7 protein-coding genes, 3 rRNA genes and 1 pseudogene are annotated in these 16325 nt (G+C 59.3%); 5 read left to right on the top strand and 6 right to left on the bottom strand.

The features are described from left to right. On the top strand, positions 1-1956 hold the full coding sequence (locus tag FLM52_15180; GenBank protein NVN57084.1) for a sensor domain-containing diguanylate cyclase: 1956 nt from the start codon (positions 1-3) through the stop codon (positions 1954-1956). Positions 1957-2067: 111 nt separating this feature from the next. On the opposite strand, the gene FLM52_15185 is transcribed toward FLM52_15180, so the two are convergent. After that, positions 2068-2514: a nucleoside deaminase gene (locus FLM52_15185; protein NVN57085.1), complete on the bottom strand. Its 447-nt coding sequence runs from the start codon at positions 2512-2514 to the stop codon at positions 2068-2070. A 200-nt stretch (positions 2515-2714) separates the two neighbouring features. Here FLM52_15185 and FLM52_15190 point away from each other — a divergent pair, with 200 nt between their 5' ends. The 4 genes and pseudogenes from FLM52_15190 (at position 2715) to FLM52_15205 (ending at position 6534) form a co-directional block, all read left to right on the top strand. Further along, entirely contained in the window at positions 2715-3560 is an 846-nt protein-coding gene (locus FLM52_15190) for an acyl-CoA thioesterase II (GenBank protein ID NVN57086.1), read from the top strand. A 672-nt stretch (positions 3561-4232) separates the two neighbouring features. Beyond that, positions 4233-4601: a transposase gene (locus FLM52_15195; GenBank protein NVN57087.1), complete on the top strand. Its 369-nt coding sequence runs from the start codon at positions 4233-4235 to the stop codon at positions 4599-4601. Further along, on the top strand, positions 4598-4933 hold the full coding sequence (gene tnpB / locus FLM52_15200) for an IS66 family insertion sequence element accessory protein TnpB (protein NVN57088.1): 336 nt from the start codon (positions 4598-4600) through the stop codon (positions 4931-4933). The genes FLM52_15195 and tnpB overlap by 4 nt, the downstream gene beginning before the upstream one ends. A gap of 63 nt (positions 4934-4996) precedes the next feature. Next, a pseudogene (locus FLM52_15205) lies at positions 4997-6534 on the top strand (IS66 family transposase). A 133-nt stretch (positions 6535-6667) separates the two neighbouring features. On the opposite strand, the gene rrf reads toward FLM52_15205, so the two are convergent. The 5 genes from rrf to FLM52_15230 all read right to left on the bottom strand — a co-directional run bounded on the left by rrf (position 6668) and on the right by FLM52_15230 (position 16000). After that, positions 6668-6783, bottom strand: a 5S ribosomal RNA gene (rrf, locus tag FLM52_15210). Positions 6784-6903: 120 nt separating this feature from the next. After that, positions 6904-9801 (bottom strand): 23S ribosomal RNA (locus tag FLM52_15215). Between the two features lie 231 nt (positions 9802-10032). After that, positions 10033-11575, bottom strand: a 16S ribosomal RNA gene (locus FLM52_15220). The 16S, 23S and 5S rRNA genes sit together here, the layout of an rRNA operon. A 605-nt stretch (positions 11576-12180) precedes the next feature. Then, positions 12181-13092, bottom strand: a complete 912-nt coding sequence (gene cobA, locus FLM52_15225; GenBank protein NVN57089.1) for a uroporphyrinogen-III C-methyltransferase — start codon at positions 13090-13092, stop codon at positions 12181-12183. A gap of 43 nt (positions 13093-13135) precedes the next feature. After that, positions 13136-16000: a molybdopterin-dependent oxidoreductase gene (locus FLM52_15230; protein ID NVN57090.1), complete on the bottom strand. Its 2865-nt coding sequence runs from the start codon at positions 15998-16000 to the stop codon at positions 13136-13138. Positions 16001-16325 lie beyond the last annotated feature (325 nt).

Genomic DNA, 16325 nt, shown 5'->3' on the forward strand with positions numbered 1-16325 from the left:
ATGACACGCAGACTCGTCTTGATGTCGCTAAGCCTGATCGCGTTCGGCATCGCCTTGCTGGGGCTCTGGCCGTCTGCCGGCAATGAAGCCAATGCGCTACTGCTGATGATGTTGACCCTGCAAGCCGCCGGCCAGACTGCCTGGCACTGGCGAAATACCTTCCTCAGTCAGCTGTTTCTCAGCGCCTCATTGATCCTCAACATCCTGCTGATCTGTACCTTCCTGCTACCGGAGAGCTGGGTGGGGGTGGACCACTGGGGAGGCCTGCTGATCAATCTGCCGGGCGATTGGCATATCGCCAATATCCGCCCGCCTATCCTGATCCTGTTTGCCTGTTTCGGCCTCACGACCTGCGCCCTGTTGCGCATGCGACTGGGATTCGGCTCTGCCATCCAACTGACGCAAGTCACGCTGTTGCTGCTGTTTGCCATGACGACAGACGCCAGCCTTTCCGTCGCCAGCATGGTACTGGCAGGTCCGGAGCGCATCACGCTGACCAGTTTTGTCAGTCTGCTATTGCTCGCACAATGGATCGATGTGCAGCCGGCACTCATGCATATGTGGCGCCGTACTATCGTACCATTGGTCATCTCCTCCATGATCACCCTGATATGCCTGCTCGCCTGGCAACAGCAGAGCCAGGACGAGAACGATCGCATCAACCAGTCGACCTACGTACTGGGCGACAAGATCGCCACGGAGCTGTCTCGCGAGATCAACGACCAGCTCAATGCGATGCGGCGCTTCGCCGGTTTCTGGAGCCTGATGGGGCAGACACCGACGCGCGGAGAATGGCAGCGTCTGGCACGCAGCTATTACAAGGATTTCGATTACTTCCAGAACATCGCCTTCATCGATCCGGACAGCGTGGTTTCGCGCGTCTTCCCGGACAAAGGGCGCAATCATGACGTGCTGGGCGTACGCCTGCTGGATGCTCAACCGGACACGCCGCTGCGCAATCCGCTGGAACTCGGCATCGAGGGCCATACCGGCATCATCGACCTGATTCAGGGCGGCAAGGGCATGGTGTCCTACCTGCCGGTGCGTGACCCTCGCGATGGCACCATTCTGGGGGCGATCGCCATGGTGGTGGACCTGGCCCCTCTGCTCGACAGAGCCATGGACACGGCACGCAATGAGGCATTTGCGGTCACCCTGTCAGAGCGTGGCAACATCTATATCCATGTCGGCCCCGAAAGTCGTCTGGCGCCCTGGGGACATCGCATTCCCATCGAGCTACCCGCCACCGACCTGACACTGGGCCTGCAGCCGACACAGCACTTCCTGGCAGCCACTCGTGGTCGTCTGCCGGAAGTGACATTGCTGACGGGGATTCTGTTGGCTTACCTGCTCTTTCTCGTGATCTACATGTATCGCCGCGTCTCGCAGGAGCACGGCATCGTCAAGAATGCCAACGATGCACTACGCGAAGAGATGGTGCGGCGAGAGCGACTGCAGAACGAGATCCAGTGGCTGGCGCGCCACGACGAGCTGACCCAGCTGCCCAATCGTCGCTATTTCCTCGAGCAGGTGCAGAGCTTCAGCGGCAAGATGCCTCTGACGGTCATGATCCTGGATATCGACTTCTTCAAGACGGTCAATGACAAACTGGGACACTTGGAGGGAGATCGCTACCTGCAGAAAGTTGCCGCCGTCTCACGGGCGCCCGTGGAGTCTGCCGGCGGCATACTGGCGCGCTTCGGTGGTGAGGAATTCGTGGTCTGCATCCCGGAATGTCCGCGTGCGGTCGGCCGCACGCTGGCAGAAGAGCTGCGGCGTGCCGTGCAGGCGGCAGGGTTGCCACAGCCCGCCACGGACAGCGTCGTCACGGTATCCGTGGGGATGGCATGCGTGGCGCGCGCTCCGTTGCGGCTGGATGCACTGCTGCAGGCAGCGGATGAGGCGCTGTATCGCGCCAAGTCCAGTGGTCGCAATCAGGTTCAGGTCGCTGCCTGACGATCCATGCTGAGGCCAACACGATGGCAACGCGAAGAGATCTGAACGGAAGGTTCAGCGCGAGAGGACCCTGCGCGGGCGGATCTGAGCGAAAGGATCAGCATGAAAGGTTCAGCGAGGAAGCTCACCGCGCCGCTCAGCGAAGAACGATTTGAGCAAGCGCTTGGCGTGCGCGGCCAATAGCCCCCCTTCCACCTCGACGTGATGGTTGTGCCAGGGCTGTGCAAACAGGTTGGCACGCGATTCCACCATGCCGGTCTTGGGCTCGGCAGCCCCGTAGACGACCCGCTTCACCCGCGCGTGGATCAAGGCACCACTGCACATCATGCAGGGTTCCAGCGTCACATACAGCGTGCAATCGTCGAGACGATAGTTGCCGAGTCGGGCCGCCGCCGCGCGCAAGGCCTGCACCTCGGCATGTGCTGTCGGGTCGGGGGTGCTGACTGGCGCATTGTAGCCAGTGCCGATGATGTCGCCCTGGGGATTGACCACCACCGCGCCGACAGGCACCTCGCCAGCCTCGAATGCCAGCCGCGCCTGGTCCAGCGCGCGGTGCATATAGTAATGATCCCCACGTGGCCCACTCCGGGCCTGCGGCGCTATCGCCAACTCGTCACTCACCGTAGTTCTCCGGTATCCTGAGGCCATTGTTTCGCTCACCATGATAACGGCTTGGCGCTCGCGCTTCCTCCTGCATTGCCGCCCCGCGCGGGATGGCAGTGCTCCGAGCGCCTGCCCCTCAGCACAAGGATAGATTCATGACCCAAACAGCTACTGCGCCTCTTGAGGCTCTGGTCACCCTGCTGGGTCTTGAGACCCTGGAAGAGAATCTGTTCAGAGGGCACAGTCAGGACCTCGGCTTCCCTCAACTGTTTGGCGGACAGGTACTCGGACAAGCGCTGTCCGCAGCGACACGCACGGTGCCGGTCGAACGCCAGGTCCACTCACTGCATGGCTACTTCCTGCGCCCGGGCGATGCCCACAAGCCTGTCATCTATCAGGTTGATGGCGTGCGTGATGGCGGCAGCTTCACGACCCGCCGCATCAGTGCCATCCAGAATGGCAAGACCATCTTCTTCTGCAGCGCCTCCTTCCATGGCAAGGAGGCGGGATTCGAGCATCAGCTCGCCATGCCCGACATCGAATCGCCAGAGCAGTTGATCGAGCAGGGGGCACGCATCGAGCGCTACGAAGGTCACCCCATCGAGTTCCTGCGCCTGAAGGCGCCGATCACGGCGAGTGATGATGATGCCTGCCCCCCACCACGTCAGCGGCTGTGGTTCCGACTGGCAGGCGAGCTGCCGGAAGATGATGCCCTGCATCGCTACCTGCTGACATACAGCTCCGACTTCAACCTGCTGGCGACAGGCCTCGGCGGACATGGTGTGCGGTTCGGTTCGCCCGAACTGCAAATGGCGAGCTTGGATCACTCGCTATGGTTCCACCGCGATGTACGCGTCAATGATTGGCTACTCTATGAGATGGACAGCCCATGGGCAGGAGGGGCACGCAGCTTCGCTCGCGGCAGTCTGTATAACCGGTACGGCGAGCTGGTGGCATCAAGCGCCCAGGAAGGCCTGACCCGCCTACGCAAACGTCCCTGAACGAATCGCTCTGTGCGAATTGTCCGAACAACAATGCCCCTCCTGAGACATTCTCAGGAGGGGCATTGTCATGTTTGCCTGCGTTTCTCTACAACCTACAATCTACAGCACTAAGAGTAGCGCACTGCGATTCACTATTATCGCGTCAATAGGGGGTCACTTCAGTGCTGTCCTGACACGCGTGCAGTTTTCATCTCGATAGCGTTGTTTGTAGTCATTACGCTGTGACTGCCAACTTCGCATCTGGCCCGACGACCCGCCGCCGCGACGCCTATCGGTATAATATTCGATCTTGTCCTTGATGAACTGACAGTGCTCTATCTTTCTCTCTCGCTCCCCGGCAGATACCATTTCTGATGACATAAGCCCCATCAAAAGAGCCATCATTCCTGCCAATAGAAGTCTTGATGAAGAACATGAAAAGTCCCTCGACATGTCGCCTCCTTGCGCCTGTACACGGATAGATTCCAATGAGTGATTTTCAATGACAGCGCAGACACCGAGCAGGTGCTGCAACAGCAAAGATATCTCTCGATAGCGTGGAATGCCTGCCGGTGGAGACCACCCTCGATAGAGCCCAGCACAACTGTAAGCGACCGGTGATCCCATCTACCGCAGAGTCCTGAATTCCGTCACGTTAGATGTCCACCTATCAATAAGTGGACACTTATCATGACGGAATCAAGCGTGTTGGAAGTTCCTCGCAAGCGTCGCCGCTTCACTGCCGCCTTCAAGGCCAGGATCGTCGAAGCGTGTCAGCAACCCGGTGCCTCCGTTGCCGGAGTGGCGTTGGAGCACAGCCTGAATGCTAACCTGGTCCACAATTGGATCCGTACCACCCGTCAGCAAACGGCTGTGCCAGAAATACCGGCATTTGTACCGGTGCCCATGACTCGCGAGTTGTCACCGGCCACTCCCCAGCATCAGGTGGCGGACCCTATTCGCCTCACGATCCCGCACCCCAACGGCCCGATGGTCATCGAGTGGCCTGCCTCGGAGGCCGACGCCTGCCGATCTCTGATCCGAGAGCTGCTCGCATGATCCGCATCGACGAAATCTGGCTGGCCACCGAGCCGCTGGATATGCGGGCCGGTCCGGATACGGCCCTAGCCCGGGTGGTGAAGGTGTTCGGCGCGGCTCGCCCGCACTGTGCCTATCTCTTTGCCAACCGGCGCGGCAACCGTATGAAGGTGCTGGTCCACGATGGCCTGGGTGTCTGGCTGTGCGCCCGGCGCCTGAACCAGGGCAAGTTCCACTGGGCCGGTCACTGGCAGGGCGATCGTATCGAGCTTTGCCCCGAGCAGGTCACGGCACTGGTGCAAGGACTGCCCTGGCAGCGTCTCGGCGCCGACGGGGTGATCTCGGTCGTGTGATGAGCGGCACAGACTTGGCGGCCCGCTATTCGCGGATGCGCTAATCCCGTTCTCGTCGGCGGGCTGGCATACTGGCGGAATGACGACGCCCCTGACCTGACTCAACTCTCTCCCGATCAGCTCCGCCACTTGGCAGCAACGCTGATGACGCAGGTGGAGGAAAGGAGAAAGCGCTACGCCACAGCGAGCAGGTCAATCAAAAGCTGACCTATGAAATGGCATTGCTCAAGCGCCACGCCTTCGGCAAGCGCAGCGACAGCTCAATGTCCTGCAGATCAGCCTGCTGGAGGAAGGGTGGACGCCGACATTGCTGCCATCGAGACCGAGCTGGAAGAGCTCCACCTCACTGCTGCCACGCCAGTGGCAAGGAAACGCCCAAGCGCACGCCCTTACCTCCCGAGCTACCGCGCACCGAGATTCATCATGATCCGGAGAATGATCACTGCCGGTGTGGTTGTCAGCTGAGGCGGATCGGCGAGGAAATCAGTGAGAGTTGGATTACACGCCGGGCGTGTTCCACGTCGGCGGCATATCCGTGGCAAGTGGGTCTGCGACCAATGCGAGACACTGACCCAGGCACCGATGCCGACGCAGATCATTGACAAGGGCATCCCCACCGCCGGCTTGCTGGCCCAGGTGCTGATCGCCAAATATGCTGATCACCTGCCACTCTATCGCCAGGAGCAGATCTTCGCCCGCGCCGGCGTAGCGATTCCGCGCTCCACCCTGGCCGAGTGGGTCGGCACCTGCGGGGTGCGACTTCAGCCGCTGATCGATGCACTGCGTGAAGTGTTGCTCAACGAGCCGGTGCTGCATGCCGACGAAACGCCGGTACCGATGCTGGCCCCTGGCAAGAAGAAGACGCACCGCGCCTATCTCTGGGCCTACGCCACCACCCGTATGCCGGGTTGAAGGCCGTAATCTACGACTTCAGCGAGGGACGTGGCGGTCAACATGCCCGCGACTTCCTCGGGAAGTGGCGGGGCAAGCTGGTCTGTGACGACTACAGCGGCTACAAGCAGAGCTTCGCCAACGGTGTTACCGAGATCGGTTGCATGGCCCATGCCCGCCGTAAATTTGTCGATCTGCACGTCGCTGGCAAGAGCCAGATCGCCGGGCAGGCTATCGAACTGATCGGTCAGCTATACCAGGTGGAGCGTGAGGTACAGTCATTCAGTGCGGAAGAGCGTCAACGGCTGCGGGAGACGAAAGCAAAGCCCATCGCCGATGCGCTACATCGCTGGATGCTGGCGCATCGCGAGAAGGTTCCGAATGGTTCGGCGACGGCGAAAGCGTTGGATTACAGCCTGAAGCGCTGGGCGGCGTTGACGCGCTACCTGGATGACGGCGCGTTGCCGATCGATAACAACCGGGCGGAGAATCTGATTCGCCCCTGGGCGCTGGGGCGTTCAAACTGGCTGTTCGCCGGATCTCTGCGCAGTGGCCAGCGTGCTGCCACCATCATGAGCCTCATTCAGTGTGCCAAGCTGAACGGCCATGAGCCCTATACCTACCTGAAAAATGTGTTGGAAAGGCTGCCGACCCAAAAGGCTAGCCAAGTGCACGAACTTCTGCCCCATCATTGGCAGCATACTGCGTGATCACTCGCAAGCGGTGATGCCCGAACGCTTACGCACAACTCTCCCGTGTGCGACTTTTCTTTTGCGCCAATTTTTCCTGAGCACAAAGAGAACCGCCCCTGCAGCAAGGCTACAGGGGCGGTTCGGGATAAGTGCCTGACGATGACCTACTCTCACATGGAGAAACTCCACACTACCATCGGCGCTAAGCGGTTTCACTTCCGAGTTCGGCATGGGATCGGGTGGTTCACGCTCGCTATGGTCGTCAGGCGAAACGGTGGCATCTTGCGATGCCTGAGTCACGAGGCTTGTGGCCTCGCGACTCGCAATATGAATCATGCTGACCGATATGTCGTCGATCCTGTCGCAATCCCGGCGGTTTGCCTGGGCAAACCCCTTGGGTGTTATATGGTCAAGCCTCACGGGCAATTAGTACTGGTTAGCTCAACACATTGCTGTGCTTCCACACCCAGCCTATCAACCTTGTCGTCTTCAAGGGCCCTTCAGGAGGCGCAAGGCCTCAGGAAGTCTCATCTTGAAGGGGCTTCCCGCTTAGATGCCTTCAGCGGTTATCCCGTCCGAACGTAGCTACCGGGCAATGCCATTGGCATGACAACCCGAACACCAGAGGTTCGTCCACTCCGGTCCTCTCGTACTAGGAGCAGCTCTTCTCAAACTTCCGACGCCCACGGCGAATAGGGACCGAACTGTCTCACGACGTTCTAAACCCAGCTCGCGTACCACTTTAAATGGCGAACAGCCATACCCTTGGGACCGACTTCAGCCCCAGGATGTGATGAGCCGACATCGAGGTGCCAAACACCGCCGTCGATGTGAACTCTTGGGCGGTATCAGCCTGTTATCCCCGGGTACCTTTTATCCGTTGAGCGATGGCCCTTCCATACAGAACCACCGGATCACTAGAACCTACTTTCGTACCTGCTCGACGTGTCTGTCTCGCAGTCAAGCACCCTTATGCTCTTGCACTCAATGCACGATTTCCAACCGTGCTGAGGGTACCTTCGTGCTCCTCCGTTACTCTTTGGGAGGAGACCGCCCCAGTCAAACTACCCACCATACACTGTCCTCGATCCGGATGACGGACCTGAGTTAGAACGCCAATGATGTCAGGCTGGTATTTCAAGGTTGGCTCCACCGCATCTGGCGATGTGGTTTCAAAGCCTCCCAGCTATCCTACACAGACAACATCAGCATCCAGTGTAAAGCTATAGTAAAGGTTCACGGGGTCTTTCCGTCTAGCCGCGGGTACACAGCATCTTCACTGCGATTTCAATTTCACTGAGTCTCGGGTGGAGACAGCGTGGCCATCATTACGCCATTCGTGCAGGTCGGAACTTACCCGACAAGGAATTTCGCTACCTTAGGACCGTTATAGTTACGGCCGCCGTTTACCGGGCTTCGATCAAGAGCTTCGGACGAATCCTAACCCCATCAATTAACCTTCCGGCACCGGGCAGGCGTCACACCCTATACGTCCGCTTGCGCGTTTGCAGAGTGCTGTGTTTTAATAAACAGTTGCAGCCACCTGGTATCTTCGACCGGTAGGAGCTTACGGAGCAAGTCCTTCACTCTAACCGGTGCACCTTCTCCCGAAGTTACGGTGCCATTTTGCCTAGTTCCTTCACCCGAGTTCTCTCAAGCGCCTTGGTATTCTCTACCTGACCACCTGTGTCGGTTTGGGGTACGGTCGCATGTGATCTGAAGCTTAGAGGCTTTTCCTGGAAGCGTGGCATCGATGACTTCCTGACCGTGGTCAGTTCGTCTCGCATCTCGACCTCGGAGGAACCGGATTTGCCTGATTCCTCGGCCTACATGCTTTCACCAGGACAACCAACGCCTGGCTCACCTAGCCTTCTTCGTCCCCCCATCGCAACCACATCCGGTACGGGAATATTAACCCGTTTCCCATCGACTACGCGTTTCCGCCTCGCCTTAGGGGCCGACTCACTCTGCTCCGATTAACGTAGAACAGAAAACCTTGGTCTTCCGGCGGGGGAGTTTTCACTCCCCTTATCGTTACTCATGTCAGCATTCGCACTCGTGATACCTCCAGCAGACTTCTCAATCCACCTTCATTGGCTTACGACGCTCCTCTACCGCTCATCCAGAGGATGAACCCGTAGCTTCGGTACCTGATTTAGCCCCGTTATATCTTCCGCGCAGGCCGACTCGACTAGTGAGCTATTACGCTTTCTTTAAAGGGTGGCTGCTTCTAAGCCAACCTCCTAGCTGTCTGAGCCTTCCCACATCGTTTCCCATAATCAGGATTTTGGGACCTTAGCTGACGGTCTGGGTTGTTTCCCTTTTCACAACGGACGTTAGCACCCGCTGTGTGTCTCCCACGCTGCACTCACTGGTATTCGGAGTTTGCCTCGGGTTGGTAAGTCGGGATGACCCCTAGCCGAAACAGTGCTCTACCCCCAGCGGTGATACGTGAGGCGCTACCTAAATAGCTTTCGAGGAGAACCAGCTATCTCCGGGCTTGATTAGCCTTTCACTCCGATCCACAGCTCATCCCAGCATTTTTCAACATACTTGGGTTCGGGCCTCCAATTGATGTTACTCAATCTTCACCCTGGCCATGGATAGATCGCCCGGTTTCGGGTCTATACCCTGCGACTGGTCGCCCAGTTAAGACTCGGTTTCCCTACGCCTCCCTATACGGTTAAGCTCGCCACAGAATATAAGTCGCTGACCCATTATACAAAAGGTACGCGGTCACACCACGAAGGTGCTCCCACTGCTTGTACGCATACGGTTTCAGGATCTATTTCACTCCCCTCGCCGGGGTTCTTTTCGCCTTTCCCTCACGGTACTGGTTCACTATCGGTCAGCCAGGAGTATTTAGCCTTGGAGGATGGTCCCCCATGTTCAGTCAGGGTTTCTCGTGCCCCGACCTACTCGATTTCACGTGACTCGGACTTCGACTACGGGACTATCACCCTGTATCGTCAAGCTTCCCAGCTTGTTCGCCTGTCGGTTGTCACGCTTAAGGGCTGGTCCCCGTTCGCTCGCCGCTACTTGGGGAATCTCGGTTGATTTCTTTTCCTCCGGGTACTTAGATGTTTCAGTTCCCGGGTTTGCCTCTATAGGTTATGTATTGGCCTATAGATACTCACCTGATGGTGAGTGGGTTTCCCATTCGGAAATCGTTGGGTCGCAGGGTATTTGCCACCTCGCCAACGCTTATCGCAGGCTATCACGTCCTTCATCGCCTCTGGCTGCCAAGGCATCCACCGTATGCGCTTAATCGCTTGACCATATAACCCCAAAGGGGTCTGTCAAGGATTACGACTCTGTCGGACCTCTCCGACATATCGTTTTGATGGTGATGTGCTTGGCGCACATTCCATCGTCAGCATGATTCACATTGTTAAAGAGCGGCTGTTCAGAGAACAGTGAGAAGCGCGCTCTGATGAGCACGCTTGCCACTGCCGGCTAAGCCAGCAATAAGATCAGGTAATTCGTTGTGAGCACTTGCCGCGAGCAGTAGACAGTGTCGATAAGGAGGTGATCCAGCCCCAGGTTCCCCTAGGGCTACCTTGTTACGACTTCACCCCAGTCATGAACCACACCGTGGTGATCGCCCTCCCGAAGGTTAGGCTAACCACTTCTGGTGCAGTCCACTCCCATGGTGTGACGGGCGGTGTGTACAAGGCCCGGGAACGTATTCACCGTGGCATTCTGATCCACGATTACTAGCGATTCCGACTTCATGGAGTCGAGTTGCAGACTCAATCCGGACTGAGGCAAGCTTTATGGGATTGGCTCCACGTCGCCGTATTGCAACCCTTTGTACTTGCCATTGTAGCACGTGTGTAGCCCTACCCGTAAGGGCCATGATGACTTGACGTCGTCCCCACCTTCCTCCGGTTTGTCACCGGCAGTCTCCTTAGAGTTCCCGACATGACTCGCTGGCAAATAAGGATAGGGGTTGCGCTCGTTACGGGACTTAACCCAACATTTCACAACACGAGCTGACGACAGCCATGCAGCACCTGTCTCAGAGTTCCCGAAGGCACCAATCCATCTCTGGAAAGTCCTCTGGATGTCAAGGGTAGGTAAGGTTCTTCGCGTTGCATCGAATTAAACCACATGCTCCACCGCTTGTGCGGGCCCCGTCAATTCATTTGAGTTTTAACCTTGCGGCCGTACTCCCCAGGCGGTCAACTTATTGCGTTAGCTGCGCCACTAAGTCCTCAAGGGACCCAACGGCTAGTTGACATCGTTTACGGCGTGGACTACCAGGGTATCTAATCCTGTTTGCTACCCACGCTTTCGCACCTCAGTGTCAGTGTCAGTCCAGAAGGCCGCCTTCGCCACTGGTATTCCTCCCGATCTCTACGCATTTCACCGCTACACCGGGAATTCTACCTTCCTCTCCTGCACTCTAGCCAAGCAGTTCCAGATGCCGTTCCCAGGTTGAGCCGGGGCTTTCACACCTGGCTGACTTAGCCACCTACGCGCGCTTTACGCCCAGTAATTCCGATTAACGCTTGCACCCTCCGTATTACCGCGGCTGCTGGCACGGAGTTAGCCGGTGCTTCTTCTGCGAGTGATGTCTTTCTTGCGGGGTATTAACCCACAAGCGTTCTTCCTCGCTGAAAGTGCTTTACAACCCGAAGGCCTTCTTCACACACGCGGCATGGCTGGATCAGGCTTTCGCCCATTGTCCAATATTCCCCACTGCTGCCTCCCGTAGGAGTCTGGGCCGTGTCTCAGTCCCAGTGTGGCTGATCATCCTCTCAGACCAGCTACGGATCGTCGCCTTGGTGAGCCGTTACCTCACCAACAAGCTAATCCGACATGGGCTCATCCGATAGCGCAAGGTCCGAAGATCCCCTGCTTTCTCCCGTAGGACGTATGCGGTATTAGCCTGAGTTTCCCCAGGTTGCCCCCCACTATCGGGCAGATTCCCATGCATTACTCACCCGTCCGCCGCTCGACGCCTCCTAGCAAGCTAGGATCGTTTCCGCTCGACTTGCATGTGTTAAGCCTGCCGCCAGCGTTCAATCTGAGCCATGATCAAACTCTTCAGTTGAAAGCTTGATAGTCTGTTAAGCAGACCAAACTTGGTTCAGAGTCAAACTTCTCGTGAGAGGCTTGCTCCGATATTTGGTGACCTTGTCACCACTCATCGGCAAGCGCTCACACGAATTACCTGATCAAATTTTTAAAGAGCGTCGCTGTGAAGCGAGGAGGCATATTCTACTCGGAACGCTTGAGAAGTCAAGCACTTGATGATGAGTCAGTCGACTGCCTCTAAGCATCATCGAGCGGTGAGGAGCCTTGCTCGATCACCTGTTCCACAAGGAGTGCGGCGCATTCTAACGAATCGCCCGCAATTGTCAATCGATGATTTCGAAGCGGACTCCAAAAACATCAAGCAAAACAATCACCTGCAAACCTCTTTCACCGCTGGCAACGCCATGCGTCCCCGGCAGCGGATGCGTACTTTACGCACGAACCCGCTTCAGCGCAAGGGCTTTTTGACAGCAATGTCCAAAAGAGTGCAAAGCGGGCCCATGCGTTTTCTAATGCCATCAGAGCGACATCTCGAAGAGCACCACATGAAGAGCCCTCCATACAGCCACTTCATTTACCGGCGCTTTCAGTACCACTCCATCAAGCGCACCTCCCCCCCTCTCAACAAGCTTCTTCAAAAACTTCCCTGCAAGACATATGAGCCGCTGCATGCGCGACGGCATCGGCCAATGCACTCTCTCTCCCCGCCGCCATCTGGCAGACACTGCCCACGATGATCAGGCACGGTGTCGGCAATGGATGCTCGGCCAGACGACTCACCATATTGCCGAGCGAGCCATGCAGGGTCTGCTGCTCGGGAAGGCTGGCATTGGCGACCAGCATCATCGGCCAGTCCGCTGGCAGTCCATGACGCTGCAACTCATCGCAGATCACCTCGAGACGATTGAGCCCCATGTAGAAGAGAAGCGTTTCATCGCGACGCACCAGCTGCTGCCATTCAGGCTGCTCGCTCTTGCTGCAGAGCTGAGCGGCCACGAAACGCAGACGCTGCGCATGCGCCCTGTCCGTCAATGGCATCCCCAGGGCAGCGGCCGCACCGGAAGCCGCAGTAATGCCCGGCACGATATGCCGCGTGATGGCGGCCTCATCGAGAGCCGCGAGCTCTTCACCCATGCGGCCGAAGACACCGGGGTCACCGCCCTTGAGACGCACGACCCGCATGCCCTCCCCCGCCAGACGCACCATCAGCGCGCCGATCTCATCCTGCGGCACACTATGATTGCCGCAGGCCTTGCCGACGTAATAGCGCTCACAGTGAACCGGCAGCTGAGCGAGAACCTCATCGCCGACCAGACGGTCATAGACCACCGCATCCGCAGCATTCAGCATTCGCCATGCCTTGAGCGTCATCAAGTCCGGGTCCCCCGGCCCCGCGCCCACCAGCGCGACCTGCCCCGGAAGAAACGCCTCCCAGGCGGGAGAAATCCCGTTGGCATCGCTGCGCGTCGGCGCATGCCGATTCTCGCCACGCCACTCGCGCCGCGACATCAGGCCGTCGGTCAGCCGTGCCATGAGAATCCCGAGAGACTCTGCACTGCTGGATACCGACATCAGATCACGCCATTTCCAACGAATCAGTCCGCTCATCGGATCGCTCCTCTTCCACAAGACGCTTAAGTTCAGGCAGGCAGGAACCGCAGCGAGTGCCGCAGGCCAGTCGTGCGCCCAGGGCTTCCACGGAACCGTCACCGGACTGGATGGCCTGACGGATGGTCAGCTCGCCGACCTGATGGCAGGCGCAGATCATCGCCCCGACGTCCGCCTGCCCGGAGAGACGGCCGGCCAGCAGGCTGCGCCGCTCATGCGCGGAGAGCTGCTCTGATGCGAAGCATTCGCCCAGCCAGGCAATATTGGGTTGGCGATCGAGGTGTGCGTCGCCCGGCATCACCTTCAGCCACCAGACAAGGCGCTCGTCACGAAAGCCCGCTGCACTGATGCCGCCCTGGGCGGCGTCCTGTGCCCAGAGCCCCGCCGGGACACCCAGATGGCTTTCGCACCAATGCTGCCAATCCGGCTGACCCTGACCTGCCAGCTGGTAGCGCACCAATGCCGATTGCGGAATACGTGCCCAGTAGCGCCCATCGAGCTGGGCCACGGCATCCGCCAGATCCTCACGCCCGGCCAGGATGGCGGGGGCGATCAACAAGGTGGCCTGCCACTCGCATGGCAATGGCGCGACTTCGACCGCGCCATGCTTGGATTCCGGCTGACCGGAGAAGGGATCAACGAGACCCGCCAGCAGCGCACCGGCCCGGGCATGACTCGCGAAGTGGTCACTCCAGTGCATCGGAATGAACACCTCTCCGCGACGCTGAGCACTGCTGATGCGCACGCGAGCCCGATAATCCCCACGTAGCCCGCCCTGCTCATCACGCCCCTTGAGTTGCGCGAGACCGCCATCCTGCAGGCCGCGAGCCGCCGCATCCTGAGGATGGATCTCCACGAAAGGCTCGGCCCGGTGATTCATCAGGCGAGCACTGCGCGCGGTACGCGTCATGGTGTGCCACTGATCACGGATACGTCCGGTATTGAGACGCAGAGGCGCCGCATCGCTCAGCACCTGTTGCGGCAGCTGCGGCACGACGGGCACCAGGCGGGCACGTCCGTTGGGGGTATTGAAGGTGGCATCCTCGAACAGGCGCGGCGTGCCGACCAGCTCGCCCTTCTCGCCGCGACGTACCGGCCACTGGATCGGCTTGAGTGCGTCGTAACCCGCGCGATCCAGCTCCGCCAGCGGCGCGATGTTGAACAGCCGCTTGACCGAGGAGGTCGCCGATGGCTTGCGACCGGCCTTGAGACGCGGCGCAGCATTGCGGAACCCCGAGAGGCGGGCGTGCTCACGGAAGATCGCGTGGGGGCCCGAGTAGCCAAAGGCCGTCTCATACCCCATGCGCTTGCCGACCTCCGCCAGCTGCCACCAGTCATGACGCGCCTCACCCGGCGGAGTCAGCACCCCACGCTGACGTGAGATGCAGCGTTCGGAATTGGTGACGGTGCCATCCTTCTCGCTCCAGCTGCTGGCCGGCAGCACCACATCGGCATAGGCCAGGGTGTCGCTGTCGGCCATGCACTCGGAGACGATCACCAGCGGACAGGCCGCCAGCGCAGCACGCACGCGCGCGCTATCCGGCAGGCTCACCGCCGGGTTGGTCGCCATGATCCACAACGCCTTTATCTCGCCACGCCCCAGTGCCGCGAACAGCTCGACCGCCTTGTGACCGGGTCCTTCGGGCAGATTCGGTGCCTGCCAGAACTCGCTGACCAGCGCCCGCGCTCCCGGCGTCTCGTAATCCATATGCGCCGCCAGCTGGTTCGCCAGCCCACCGACCTCACGGCCGCCCATCGCATTGGGCTGACCGGTGATGGAGAACGGCCCCGCCCCCGGCAGCCCGAGCTTGCCGCCGGCCAGGTGGCAGTTGATGATCGCATTGCCCTTGTCGGTGCCACTGGTCGATTGATTCACGCCCTGGGAGAACAGCGTGACCACATGCAGCTGGGAGGCGAACCAGTAATAGAAGGTCTCGAGCCGCTCCACATCGATATCGCAATCCCGCGCGATTGCCGCAAGCGAGCAGTCGTCACGCCTCGCCTGCTGGAGCGCCGCATCGAAGCCCTGGGTGTGGGCCTCCAGGTAGAGGCGATCGGTACGTCCGCGCTCGGCCATATAGGCCAGCAGGCCATTGAAGAGGCGCGCATCGCTGCCGGGACGAATGCCCAGATACAGGTCCGCGATCTCGCAGCTGTCGGTCAGGCGCGGGTCGATCACCACGATACGCAGCAGCGGATTGTCGATACGTGCCTGCTTGAGACGCTGGAACAGCACCGGGTGGTTCCATGCCAGATTGCTGCCGACCAGCACCACAAGCTCGGCACGCTCGAGATCCTCATAGCTGCAAGGCACGGCGTCTGCCCCGAAGGCACGCTTGTGCGCCACGACCGCCGAGGCCATGCACAGCCGCGAATTGGTATCCAGGTGCGGTGTGCCGATGAAGCCCTTGAACAGCTTGTTGGCGAGGTAATAGTCCTCGGTCAACAGCTGCCCCGACAGATAGGCGGCGATGCTGTCCCCACCATGGGTGCTGCGCAGCTCACCGAAGCGAGCGGCGATCAGGTCCAGCGCCGTACCCCAGCTCACCTCTCGCAGCACGCCTGCGGCATCGCGTATCTGAGGCTGCGTCAGGCGGCCGCTGGGTGACAGTGTCTCGGCAAGCGCAGACCCCTTGACGCACAGACGCCCGTAATTGGCCGGATGGTCGTTGTCGCCGCTGACGGCGGCGATCCTGCGCTTGAGCTCACCACCCTCCTGCACCTGGGTTTCCAGCTCAAGCGATACGCCACACCCGACACCGCAATACGGGCAGGTCGTCGAGGCGCTGCAGGGGGAAGACTCACTTGTGCTCTGGGGCTTGCTGGCCTGCATCGACATCACTCCCTGGTGCAGTAAGCATGAAAAAAAGGCGCCTGATGACCCGCCACGTAATGTGCGGTCATCAGGCGCCTTTGCCTGTCGTGGTCAGTCCTGGTCTACCCTGCAGACTGACAAGGAAAACTGACGGTGGATACGGTCTCGTCATGCCGATGGGTGCGCAATCTCGTCTTCGAGACGTCGACATGGCGTGTATGCATGATTGAAGAGCCGCCGTTGGCCGGTTCGCGAGTCTCGCAACAGTGAAGCTTGCGGAGTCACGAACCCTCAATCAGGTATCACACCAATGACCTGACAGACGCACTTAACAGACCAACCC

This window comes from bacterium Scap17 (genome assembly GCA_013376735.1).
Taxonomy (GTDB): domain Bacteria; phylum Pseudomonadota; class Gammaproteobacteria; order Pseudomonadales; family Halomonadaceae; genus Cobetia.

Bases quoted from the DNA above. Each gene is read 5' to 3' on its own strand.
- cobA (NVN57089.1), bottom strand. From the start codon at position 13,092: ATGGCACGGCTGACCGACGGCCTGATGTCGCGGCGCGAGTGGCGTGGC.
- FLM52_15195 (NVN57087.1), top strand. From the start codon at position 4,233: ATGACGGAATCAAGCGTGTTGGAAGTTCCTCGCAAGCGTCGCCGCTTC.
- tnpB (NVN57088.1), top strand. From the start codon at position 4,598: ATGATCCGCATCGACGAAATCTGGCTGGCCACCGAGCCGCTGGATATG.
- FLM52_15180 (NVN57084.1), top strand. From the start codon at position 1: ATGACACGCAGACTCGTCTTGATGTCGCTAAGCCTGATCGCGTTCGGC.
- FLM52_15190 (NVN57086.1), top strand. From the start codon at position 2,715: ATGACCCAAACAGCTACTGCGCCTCTTGAGGCTCTGGTCACCCTGCTG.
- FLM52_15185 (NVN57085.1), bottom strand. From the start codon at position 2,514: ATGCACCGCGCGCTGGACCAGGCGCGGCTGGCATTCGAGGCTGGCGAG.
- FLM52_15230 (NVN57090.1), bottom strand. From the start codon at position 16,000: ATGCAGGCCAGCAAGCCCCAGAGCACAAGTGAGTCTTCCCCCTGCAGC.